Annotated in this window: 11 protein-coding genes; 7 read left to right on the forward strand and 4 right to left on the reverse strand. The window is 73.8% G+C overall.

The window, feature by feature from the left end; all coding sequences use genetic code 11:
• The first annotated feature begins 62 nt into the window (after window positions 1–62).
• Window positions 63–1022, forward strand: coding sequence for a hypothetical protein (locus tag AB0I21_RS52135; protein WP_360572651.1), 960 nt, complete (start codon window positions 63–65; stop codon window positions 1020–1022).
• Here the strand turns inward: AB0I21_RS52135 and AB0I21_RS52140 are convergent.
• Window positions 1014–1607, reverse strand: a complete 594-nt coding sequence (locus AB0I21_RS52140) for a TetR/AcrR family transcriptional regulator (RefSeq protein ID WP_360572653.1) — start codon at window positions 1605–1607, stop codon at window positions 1014–1016. The two genes, AB0I21_RS52135 and AB0I21_RS52140, sit on opposite strands and share 9 nt — an antisense overlap.
• 58 nt (window positions 1608–1665) lie before the next feature.
• Here AB0I21_RS52140 and AB0I21_RS52145 point away from each other — a divergent pair, with 58 nt between their 5' ends.
• Genes AB0I21_RS52145 through AB0I21_RS52155 form a run of 3 tightly spaced genes read left to right on the forward strand, consistent with a single transcriptional unit; the run spans window position 1666 to window position 4745 of the window.
• Window positions 1666–3189, forward strand: a complete 1524-nt coding sequence (locus tag AB0I21_RS52145) for a sodium:proton antiporter (protein ID WP_360572655.1) — start codon at window positions 1666–1668, stop codon at window positions 3187–3189.
• Window positions 3190–3243: 54 nt separating this feature from the next.
• On the forward strand, window positions 3244–4179 hold the full coding sequence (locus AB0I21_RS52150) for a 2-dehydropantoate 2-reductase (RefSeq protein WP_360572657.1): 936 nt from the start codon (window positions 3244–3246) through the stop codon (window positions 4177–4179).
• Between the two features lie 47 nt (window positions 4180–4226).
• Window positions 4227–4745: a DUF6882 domain-containing protein gene (locus tag AB0I21_RS52155; protein ID WP_360572659.1), complete on the forward strand. Its 519-nt coding sequence runs from the start codon at window positions 4227–4229 to the stop codon at window positions 4743–4745.
• 35 nt (window positions 4746–4780) lie between these two features.
• Here the strand turns inward: AB0I21_RS52155 and AB0I21_RS52160 are convergent, their stop codons facing one another.
• Both AB0I21_RS52160 and AB0I21_RS52165 read right to left on the reverse strand, forming a co-directional pair.
• Window positions 4781–5650 (reverse strand): hypothetical protein, encoded by an 870-nt coding sequence (locus AB0I21_RS52160; RefSeq protein WP_360572661.1) that lies wholly within the window; start codon window positions 5648–5650, stop codon window positions 4781–4783.
• 88 nt (window positions 5651–5738) lie between these two features.
• Window positions 5739–6899, reverse strand: coding sequence for a serine hydrolase domain-containing protein (locus tag AB0I21_RS52165; RefSeq protein WP_360572663.1), 1161 nt, complete (start codon window positions 6897–6899; stop codon window positions 5739–5741).
• Window positions 6900–6988: 89 nt separating this feature from the next.
• On the opposite strand from AB0I21_RS52165, the gene AB0I21_RS52170 reads away from it, so the two are divergent.
• A complete protein-coding gene (locus AB0I21_RS52170) occupies window positions 6989–8089 on the forward strand; it encodes a CaiB/BaiF CoA-transferase family protein (protein ID WP_360572665.1) in 1101 nt (366 codons plus the stop codon).
• Here AB0I21_RS52170 and AB0I21_RS52175 read toward each other — a convergent pair.
• Window positions 8077–8694 carry a hypothetical protein gene (locus tag AB0I21_RS52175; protein WP_360572667.1) on the reverse strand — a complete coding sequence of 206 codons (618 nt, stop codon included), beginning with the start codon at window positions 8692–8694 and terminating at the stop codon, window positions 8077–8079. The two genes, AB0I21_RS52170 and AB0I21_RS52175, sit on opposite strands and share 13 nt — an antisense overlap.
• A gap of 72 nt (window positions 8695–8766) precedes the next feature.
• On the opposite strand from AB0I21_RS52175, the gene AB0I21_RS52180 reads away from it, so the two are divergent.
• Together AB0I21_RS52180 and AB0I21_RS52185 are read left to right on the forward strand one after the other, a co-directional pair.
• Complete coding sequence (locus tag AB0I21_RS52180) at window positions 8767–9978, forward strand: acetyl-CoA C-acetyltransferase (RefSeq protein ID WP_360572669.1); 1212 nt, start codon at window positions 8767–8769, stop codon at window positions 9976–9978.
• A gap of 14 nt (window positions 9979–9992) precedes the next feature.
• Window positions 9993–10381, forward strand: a 389-nt coding sequence (locus AB0I21_RS52185; protein WP_360572671.1) for an enoyl-CoA hydratase-related protein, incomplete at its 3' end; no start/stop codon positions are given.

The following is a 10381-nucleotide window of genomic DNA, read 5'->3' on the forward strand; positions in this document are numbered from 1 at the left end:
GGCTGAGATGCCGCTCAGGTGGCCTCAGGGAAGTCACAGTCACCGATGGTGAGACTGTCGGCATGCAACGGGGGCGGACGGTGGCGGGATGGACGGCGGTCGGTGCGGCGGGCGTGTACGTCGCGCTGAAAGGCAGCTGGGTCGCCGGCGGCACGTTCGGGGTCAAGGACCTCGGGAACCTGACCCGCGGCGAGTGGGCCGGGGACAACCTCGTCACGGGCGGGCTCGCGGTCGCCGGGATCGGGGTGGCGCTCGCCGCGATCCGGCCCTGGGGGATGCGGGTGCCGGTGTGGCTGGTCGCGGTGCCGATGTGGGTCGGGGCGGGCCTGCTCGCGCCGTTCGTGGTGCTGATGCCGGCGGCCGCGGCGTTGAAGGCCGCCGGCTGGTGGGAGCCGCCGCCCCCGCCGGACGGTGACCCGACGCTGCGGCCGTGGACGTTCGTCATCGTGTACGGCAGTTTCGTCGTCCTCGGTGTCGCCCTGGCGGTCGCGTTGCTGCTGTACGCCCGGGACCGGTTCAGGCCGGTCGTCGGCGGGAGCGTCGGGCAGGCGCCGCGTGGGTTGACGCACGCGGCGCAGGTGCCCCTCGCGTGGGTCGCGGCGGTCATCGCGGCGGGTCTCGCGGTCCTGCGGTTGTCGTGGGTGCTCGGCGGCACGGCCGGGCTCCGCTCCGGCGCCGGTCGCGACGCGTGGCTGCGGCTGCAGGACACGGTGACGGCGGCGCAGTTCCTGTGCGCGGCGATCGGCCTGCTGGTCATGGTGCACCGGTGGGGGCCGCGGCGGCGGTTCGCGGTGCCGCTGGTCGCGACGTGGCTCGGTGCCGGCGGGATGGTCGCCGGCGGGTTCCTGAGCATGCCGACGATCCTCGCCGGGCAGCGGTGGACGGCGCACGGGCAGACGTTCGCCGGGTACGCGACCGCCACCTTCCTCACCTGCGTCGCCGGCGCCCTGATCAGCGTCGTCGCCCTGTTCCTGATGGTGGAGCGGGCCGGGACGGTCAAGCGCGACCAGCTTTCAGCCTGACGGCGCGGGGGACGGCTCGTCGCGGACCGCGCCGTGCAGGAACACCTCGACGATGTCGGCGGGGTCGCCGCCGGCCATGACGAGGTGCTGGAACATGCGGGCGAGGTATTCGGGGTCGCGGCGCAGCCGGTCCTGTTCGGGTTCGAAGAGGACGGCGAGGGCGTCGACGGTCGCGGTCATCGAGTCGCGCCGCCGGTCGCGGACCGGGGCGGCGGTCGGGTCGAGGCGGCCGGTGGTGAGGTGCCGGACGGCGCCGGCGACCGCGCCCATGCGGCTCATGTACGCCCGGAGCGTCTCGACCGCCTCGATGAGCCGGTCGGCGAGCGGCTGGTCGAGGTCGATGGCGCGGACGTGGGCGAGGGTGTCGTCGTGCCGGAGGGCCTCGGCCATGCAGGCGGCGAGCAGGGCGTCCTTGTCGGCGAACACGCGGAAGATCGTGCCCTCGCCGATGCCGGCGGCGCGGGCGACCTGGGCGGTGGTGACGCTGGATCCGTGCTCGACGACGAGGGGCAGCGCGGCGGCGACGATCATCGCGCGGCGGTCGTCCGGGGTCATCGGCGAGGAGCGTTTCCGGGGTTCGGTCATACCTCCAGCATGCGGAGTGAGTGCTCACTCCGTCAAGGGTGTCCTATCGTGATCCTTTGTGAACGGTGTGCAGCTGCTCCTGATCATCTTCGGCGGGATCACCGTCGCGGCCGTCGCGCACCGTCGCGGTGCCCAGCCCGGCCTCGTCGTCGTCATCCTCGCCGCCGCCGCGTCGTTCATCCCCGGCGTACCGCGGCTGCAGCTGGACAGCGAGCTCATCCTCGCCGTCGTCGTGCCGCCCCTGCTCTACTCCGCGACCCGGGGCGCGTCCGCCTCCAGCTTCTCCGCGAACTTCCGGCCGATCTTCACCCTCGGCGTCACGCTCGTCGTGCTCACCACCGGCGTCGCCGGGTACGCCGGGTCGCTGCTGCTGCCCGCGATCGGCCTGCCGGCCGCGATGGTCCTCGGTGCCGTCCTCGCCCCGCCGGACACCATCACCACCGTCACCCACGGCGAGGCGCTCGGCCTGCCCCGCCGCGTCACCGCGATCCTCACCGGCGAGAGCCTCGTCAACGACGCGACCGCCCTGACCCTGTTCAGCCTCGCCGTCGCCGCGACCGGCGCCGGGCACACCCTGTTCGACAACGGGTTCGTGCTGTTCCTGTACAACGCCGTCACCGGCATGGCGGTCGGCGCGGCCCTCGCCGTCGCGACCCTGTGGCTGCGCAAACGCCTGCACGACCCGGTCCTGGAGACGTCGGTGTCGCTGCTGCTGCCGTTCACCGCGTTCCTGCTCGCCGAACAGGTCCACGCTTCCGGCATCCTCGCCGTCGTCGTCGCTGCGTTCTCCGTGTCGGTGAACACCGCCCTCGACAAGCGCCACCAGTACCCGGGCGCCTACCGGTCCCGGCTGCAGGAGGCGACCGTCTGGCCCGTCGTCGACTTCCTGCTCGAGACGTTCGTCTTCGCGTACATCGGACTCCAGCTGAAGTTCGTCGTGCAGAGCCTCGCCTCGTCGGACACGCTCCTGCGCACCGTCGTCGCCGCAGCCGTATTACTGGTAACGGTAATGCTCTTTCGGCTCGGGTTCGTCTCCGGCTCGTTCGCGTGGTGGGGGCTGCGCCGCCGCGGCGTCGAGCACCGCGTCGCCACCGACCCCCGCGCCCAAGAACACTTCGAACGCCGCCGCCAATGGCGCGCCCGCCGCGGCCGCACCCGCGAGGTCCTCGGCGAACCCACCCCGAAGGAGGCGCTCATCGTCGGCTGGACCGGCATGCGCGGCATCCTCACCCTCGCCGCCGCGGCCGCCGTCCCCAAACGCCTCCACGACGGCACCCCGTTCCCCGGCCGCGACGAGATCCAGGCGATCGCGCTGCTCGTCACCCTCGGCACCCTGCTCATCCAGGGCATGACGATCCCGCTGCTGGTCCGCCGGCTGCGCATCGACACCGCCGCCGAACACGCCGCCGCCGCCGACCTGCACGCCCGCGGCGTCGCCATCATCGAGGCCGCCGGCCCCCACTTCGACGCCCAACGCGAAGCCCTCGCCACCGCCGTCCACGAGGAGGAGCTCGACGACGCCACCGCCCGCCGCCTCATCCACGACGTCGACCTCCGCCAGGCCGCCCACGACACCCGGTGACGGATCAGCACGCCCGCTGACGGCGGCGCCAGGCCGGTGGCGGATGATGGGCGGATGATCGACAGGGATCCGGATGGCGCCCCGGTCGTCGGCGCACGGTGGAGGGTCGCGGTCGTCGGACCCGGCGGCGTCGGCGGGCTGCTGGGTGCGGTGCTCGCCCGGGCCGGCAACCCGGTGCGGTACGTCGCGACGCCCGGCACCGCGGACGCGCTCAACGCTGGCGGCGTCACCGTCGACAGCGCGCAGTTCGGGTCGTTCCACGTGCCCGCCACCGCCGGCACCCGGCTGACCGGGCCGGTCGACCTGTGCGTGCTCGCCGTCAAGGCCACCGCACTCACCGCCGCGCTCGACACGCTGCCCGCCGGCGACCTCGGCCACGCCCTGATCCTGCCGCTGCTCAACGGCGTCGAGCACCTGGAGGTGCTGCGGCAGCGGTACCCGGCCGGGCAGGTCCTCGCCGGCGCGATCCGGGTCGAGTCGACCAGGACCGCACCCGGGCGGATCGCGCACACCAGCCCGTTCTCCGGCATCGACGTCGCCGGGCACGCGACGCCCCGCGGCCGCCTCGACGCGCTCGCCGCCGAGCTCCGGCACGCCGGGTTCGACGTGACCGTCCGCGACGACGAGACGGCGCTGCTGTGGGGCAAGCTCGCGTTCCTCGCCCCGCTCGCGCTGCTCACCACGCACGCGTCCGCGCCGGCCGGCACCGTGCTCACCGACCGGCGCGCGGACCTGCACGCGGTCATCGACGAGGTCGCCGCCGTCGCGGCCGCCGCCGGAGCACCCGTCGATCCCGCCGGGATCAGGGCGATGTTCGACCGCCTCCAGCCCGGCATGAAGTCCTCGATGCTCCGCGACGCGGAGGCCGGCCGACCGACGGAGCTCGACGCGATCGGCGGCGCCGTGCTGCGCGCCGCCGCCGGCCACGGTGTCGCGACCCCGGTCACCGCCCGTCTCGTCGCCGACCTGCGAGCCGACGCCCGGCCGTGACACGCGACGTCGACCGCCGCTGACCGCATCGGGCACACTCGTCCGTCATGGGGATCTTCAACCGCCGCCGCACCGGTACCGACGACGTGGCGCTCCTCGCGTTGCAGGGCGAGGACATGATCGAGCAGCTGGCGCAGGCGCACGTCACGTGGGGCCTCGGCACCGCCGACCGGTGGGGCCTCGACCAGCGCACCGGCGTCATCACCTGGACGTTCCCGGACAAGACCGCGTCCGCGCCGGCGCAGATCCTGGGCAGCTTCAACGCCTCCACGTCGTCGTGGGTGTGGGCGTGGGGCAACGGGAGCATCCTGCCGGAGCTGTCCGTGGCCGCCGCCCAGGTCCGCGACTGGGGCGCCGAGCGGGGACTGCCCGCGTTCACGCAGGCCCGCGTCGACGCCGACGAGGAAGGCGCGGCGACCCTCGTCGCGGTCGCCGTCCGGGTCACGAAGGCGACCGGCTTCTACCGCGCCTCCGGGACCGCATCGGTGCCGGTCATCACGTTCGGCCCGGTCACGCTGACCGCCGCCGACGGCGCCACCTCGACCTTCACCGTCGACGTGTCCTGACCCGCGCCGCCGCACCGTGAACCCGATGAATGGCGTCACGGGCCCCAGAGGCAGCAGGCGAACACCACGATCGCGGTGGTGACGAGGAGGGCGGGCACGATCAGGGCCGGCAGCAGCGACGTCTCGCCGCGGGCGCGCGCCGTGGCCCGCCGCCATCGCCGCTCGTCCGCCCGTGACGGCTCGGCCGTGAGCCGCTCGACGCCCGGCCCGCCGGCGAGCCCGGCCAGCAGCGCGTCGACGGCGTCGGCGGTGGCGCCGCGGGCGTCGAGCCAGGCCACGACCTCCGGCGGGCCGGAGCGCACCAGGGCGGCGAGCAGGTGCTCGGTGCCGATGTGCCCGGCCCGCTCCTGCGCCGCGACGTGAAACGCCTGCTCCATGACCAGCTTCGCCGCCTGGTCGAACGCCACGCCGGTCGCGGCCGACGCTCCGGCGTCGGCCTGGGCGGGCGGCCACAGGCCAGCGGTGTTGCCCGGACATCCGGCGAGCGCCGCGGCGAGGTCCTGCGGCGTCATCTCGCGCCGGCCCTCCGACGCCGTCAGCAACGCCATGCGCCGCAGGGCTGCCCTGGCCTCGGTCGTCGTCCGTTCGATCACGGACGGAGTTGTACACGATGGCTGTCCATGATCGTCAAGCTGGGCTTCACGGTCGTGGCGGAGTTCGGCGCTGATCACGCGCGACGGCGACCGCCGGGTCGTGCACCGGATGCGGATCCTGGACCCGGCGGACCGGTCGAGGAGGCGGGCGGTGGCGATCGGGTCCATGTAGTCCTGGTACAACACGATCTCGCCGGCCCGGACGCGCATGACGCCGAGGGCGCGGAACCGGTACGGCCCGCCGGTCACCGCGGACCGCCCGTGGTGCTCGATCTGCGCGACGACGACTTCCGGGTCGGTGGTCACCGGCATGCGCGACAACGACGACCCGGGCCGCGCCGGACGGCTCCTCGCCGTTGTCACCGCCGGCCTGCGCCCGCCGCACTGATCGGCGGCGCGGTCAGCCGGTCGCGTCGTAGGCCGCCGCCCACAGCCCGGCCCACAGCGGGAGCTGCTGGTCGCCGGAGTGGGCGCGCTGCATCATGATGACGGTCGTCGTGTCCTCGGCGGGGTCGGTGTACCAGACGGTGCCGTAGAAGCCGGGCCAGCCGTAGCTGCCGGGCGACGGGCCGGGCCGGGTGCGGCGGGTCACGACCGCCATCCCGAACCCCCAGCCCATGTCGTCGAAGTACCCGGGCCGGAACCCGGAGACCGACTTCTGGTGCGGCGTCAGGTGATCGGTCGTCATCAGCGCCACCGACTCCTCCGACAGCACCCGCTCGCCGTTGATGGCGCCGCCGCCGCGCAGCATCGAGGCGAACGTGAGGTAGTCGAGGGCGGTGGAGACGAGCCCGCCGCCGCCGCTCTCGAACACCTGCGTCCGGCTCCAACGCCCGTCGGGGCCGTCCTCGACGACCGGCTGTCCGGAGTCGTCGTTGTCGCGCTCGTACGCGGTGGCGAGCCGGTCGAGGCTGCCCGGCTCGACGACGAAGCCGGTGTCGCGCATCCCGAGCGGGCCGCAGATCCGTTCGCGGAGCGCCTCCCCGAAGGTCCGGCCGGTCGCGCGGGCGATGAGGACCCCGGTCACGTCGGCGGCCGTGTCGTACATCCACCGCTCACCCGGCTGGTGCAGCAGCGGCAGCGCGCCGAGCCGGCGCAGCCACGCGTCCGGAGGCAGCTCACCGACCGCGGCGAGGGCGTCGGCGATCGGCACCGTGCCCGGCTCGGCGGGGACCATGCCGGTGCCCAGCGTGTACGTGAGCAGGTGCCGCAGCGTGATCGGCCGGTCCGCCGCGACGACGTCGTCGAGGGGCCCGCCGGGGTCGGCGAGGACGGTCATGTCCGCCAGCTCGGGCAGCAGCTTGTCGACCGGGTCGTCGAGGCCGAGGGTGCCGTCGTCGACGAGCGTCATCGCGCACGCCGCGACGACCGGTTTCGACGTGGACCCCATGCGGCAGATCGTGTCGGCGGCCATCGGCGTGCCGGCGCCGGCACCCTCGAACGCGAGACTGCCCACGGCTTCGACGTGGACTTCCCCGCGGCGGGCGACGAGCGCCACCATGCCGGGCACGAACCCGGCGTCGACCTGGTGCTGCAGGAGCGCTCGCAGTCTGGCGGTCACGCACCGCACGCTACACGCCGCCGGCGCGTCGGGGCGCCGACGCTTCGGGGCCGGCGATGCTTCGGGGGCGGCGGTGCAAGATACGTGTCATGAGTGGACCGTTGCGGGGTGTGCGGGTGGTCGAGCTGGCCGGGATCGGGCCGGGGCCGTTCGCGGGGATGATGCTGGCGGACCTGGGCGCGGACGTGGTGCGGGTCGATCGGGTCGGGCCGGGCTCGCCGATCGCGCCGCCGGCGGCGACCGACCTGCTCAACCGGGGCAAGCGGTCCGTCGCCGTCGATCTGAAGGACCCCGACGGGGTCGCGACCGTGCTCGCGCTGGCGCAGCGGGCTCATGTACTGGTGGAAGGCTGGCGGCCGGGGGTCGCGGAGCGGCTCGGTGTCGGGCCGGAGCAGGTCCACGCGGTGAACCCGGCGCTCGTGTACGGGCGGATGACCGGCTGGGGGCAGGACGGGCCGCGGGCCACGACGGCCGGGCACGACATCACGTACCTGGCGCTGTCGGGGGCGCTGCACGCGATCGGCCGGGCCGGTGGGCCGCCGCAGGTGCCGGTGAACCTGCTCGGCGACTTCGGCGCCGGCGCGATGTACCTGGTCGTCGGCGTCCTCGCCGCGCTGCGGGACGCGGAGCGGACCGGCCGGGGGCAGGTCGTCGACGCGGCGATCACCGACGGCGCCGCGCACATCAGCACGATGCTGCACAGCATGCTGGCCGTCGGCCTGTGGCAGGACCGCCGCGGCGTCAACATGATCGACACGGGGGCGCCGTTCTACGACGTGTACGAGACCGCCGACGGCCGTCACGTGGCGGTGGGCGCGTTCGAGCCGCAGTTCTACGCCACGCTCGTCGCCACCCTCGGCCTGACGGATCTGCCGGACCAGCTGGACGTCGCGCAGTGGCCGGTGCTGCGGGAGCGGCTCGCCGCGGCGTTCCTGACGAAGACCCGCGACGAGTGGTCCGCGCTGTTCCACGACGGCGACGGCTGCGTCACCCCCGTACTGTCGCTGCACGAGGCGCCGCAGGACCCGCACCTGCGGTCGCGGGGCACGTTCGCCGACCACCTCGGCGTCGTGCAGCCGGTGCCGCAGCCCCGGTTCTCCACCACCCCCGCGACCCTGACCGGCCCGCCGCCGCTGCCGGGCCAGCACACCGCGGAGGTCCTCGCGGACTGGGGTGTTCAGGAGGAGTAGCCGGGTGCCCCGGTGCAGCGGTCGATGACCGGGGTCGTCGGCCGCAGCGTCGCCGGGTCGAACGAGACCCGCCGCTCCTGCCCGTCGACGGTCTTCGCGACCATCTCGTTCCCGACGATGGTGACGGACGCGAGGGTCCACGCGTCCAGCCCGTGCCCGGTGTACGGGTCGTGCACGAAGCAGGCGACGGTCGCGGTGCCGTCGCGGCTGAGCAGCCCGTCCCGCGACCGCAGCCGCAGCGTCTGCTCCTGCCGCACGATCACGTCCTGCTGCCACGCGACGACCCGCACGTCCGGGCCCGACGCGACGACCGTGGGCGTGTGCGGGTCGTACACCTCCGCGGAAACGGACACGACCCCGGCGGCTCCGACGGCGAGACCGAGCAGGCCGATGCCTGTCTGGGTGAGCAACCGCCGGGTGCTCTCCGGCATGAGCCCGAGCACCGCGACGATCGCCACGAGCGCGGCGCCGAACCCCACCAGGAACGGGTGCGCGAGCGGCTCGAACGCGACGTACCCGGCGTGCGCGGCCACCGCCGCGGCGACGGTGACCACGACGGCTCCCGCGGCGACGGCGAGCATGACGACAGCGGTCCTACGGCCCATGTGGACATTCTCGCAGGACGATGGCGGACGGCGGGGTACCGTGCCGGTCGAGGGCAAGTTACTCTCGGGTAGGTGAGCACTGAGGCTTTCGTTTACGACGCTGTCCGCACCCCGCGCGGGCGTGGCAAACAGAACGGCTCGCTGCACGGGGTGAAGCCCGTGTCGCTGGTCGTCGGGCTGATCGACGAGCTGCGCCGCCGGTATCCCGGGCTCGACCCGGCCGACATCGACGACGTCGTCCTCGGCGTCGTCTCCCCGATCGCGGACCAGGGGTCCGACATCGCCAAGACCGCCGCGATCGCCGCCGGCCTGCCGGACACCGTCGCCGGCGTGCAGCTGAACCGGTTCTGCGCGTCGGGGCTGGAAGCCGTGAACGTCGCCGCGCAGAAGGTCCGCTCCGGCTGGGAGGACCTCGTCCTCGCCGGCGGCGTCGAGTCGATGTCGCGGGTGCCGATGGGCTCCGACGGCGGCGCCTGGGCGATGGACCCGGAGACGAACTACGAGACGCGGTTCGTGCCGCAGGGCATCGGCGCCGACCTGATCGCCACGATCGAGGGCTTCAGCCGCGAGGACGTCGACGCATACGCCCTGGAGTCGCAGACCCGCGCGGCGAAGGCGTGGGCCGGCGGGTACTTCAACCGGTCCGTCGTGCCCGTCCGGGACCGCAACGGCCTCGTCGTCCTCGACCGCGACGAGCACCTGCGCGCCTCCACCCTCGAAGGGCTCGGGCAGCTGCCGGCGTCGTTCGCGATGATCGGTGAGATGGGCGGCTTCGACGCGGTGGCGTTGCAGCGGTACCACTGCGTCGAGCGGATCGAGCACGTGCACACCGCCGGCAACTCCTCCGGCATCGTCGACGGCGCGTCGCTCGTCATGGTCGGCAGCGAGGCCGCCGGGGCGCGGGCCGGGCTCACCCCGCGGGCGAGGATCGTCGCAGCCGCGGTCAGCGGCGCCGACCCGACCATCATGCTGACCGGCCCCGCGCCCGCGACCCGCAAGGCCCTCGCGAAGGCGGGCCTGACCGCCGCCGACATCGACCTCGTGGAGATGAACGAGGCGTTCGCAGCGGTGGTACTGCGCTTCGCCAAGGACATGGACTTCGACCTGGAGAAGGTCAACGTCAACGGTGGCGCCATCGCGATGGGTCACCCGCTCGGCGCGACCGGCGGCATGCTGCTCGGCACGCTCGTCGACGAGCTCGAACGCCGCAGCCTGCGGTACGGCCTGGCCACGCTGTGCATCGGCGGCGGCATGGGCATCGCCACCATCGTCGAGCGAATCTGAAGGGCGCGCAGCACATGACCGACACGATCCGCTGGGACCGTGGGGACGACGGCGTCGTGGTCCTCACCCTCGACGACCCGGCGCACTCCGCCAACACGATGAACGAGGCGTTCGTCGCCGACCTCGGCACGACCGTCGACCGGCTGACCGCCGAGAAGGACACCCTCACCGGCGTCGTCGTCACCTCGGCGAAGAAGACGTTCTTCGCCGGCGGCGACCTGCAACGCCTCGGCAGCCTCGGCCCCGACCAGGCCGCCGACGTGTACGCCTCCTCCATGCACCTGAAGGGTCTCCTGCGCCGCCTGGAAACGCTCGGCCGGCCGGTCGTCGCCGCGATCAACGGCTCCGCGCTCGGCGGCGGCCTGGAGATCGCGCTCGCCTGCCACCACCGCATCGTCGCCGA

The organism is Dactylosporangium sp. NPDC050588 (genome assembly GCF_040654975.1).
Taxonomy (GTDB): domain Bacteria; phylum Actinomycetota; class Actinomycetes; order Mycobacteriales; family Micromonosporaceae; genus Dactylosporangium; species Dactylosporangium maewongense.

Coding starts and splice junctions, on each gene's coding strand:
- AB0I21_RS52135 (WP_360572651.1), top strand. CDS start 63: ATGCAACGGGGGCGGACGGTGGCGGGATGGACGGCGGTCGGTGCGGCG.
- AB0I21_RS52140 (WP_360572653.1), bottom strand. CDS start 1,607: ATGACCGAACCCCGGAAACGCTCCTCGCCGATGACCCCGGACGACCGC.
- AB0I21_RS52150 (WP_360572657.1), top strand. CDS start 3,244: ATGATCGACAGGGATCCGGATGGCGCCCCGGTCGTCGGCGCACGGTGG.
- AB0I21_RS52155 (WP_360572659.1), top strand. CDS start 4,227: ATGGGGATCTTCAACCGCCGCCGCACCGGTACCGACGACGTGGCGCTC.
- AB0I21_RS52160 (WP_360572661.1), bottom strand. CDS start 5,650: ATGCCGGTGACCACCGACCCGGAAGTCGTCGTCGCGCAGATCGAGCAC.
- AB0I21_RS52170 (WP_360572665.1), top strand. CDS start 6,989: ATGAGTGGACCGTTGCGGGGTGTGCGGGTGGTCGAGCTGGCCGGGATC.
- AB0I21_RS52175 (WP_360572667.1), bottom strand. CDS start 8,694: ATGGGCCGTAGGACCGCTGTCGTCATGCTCGCCGTCGCCGCGGGAGCC.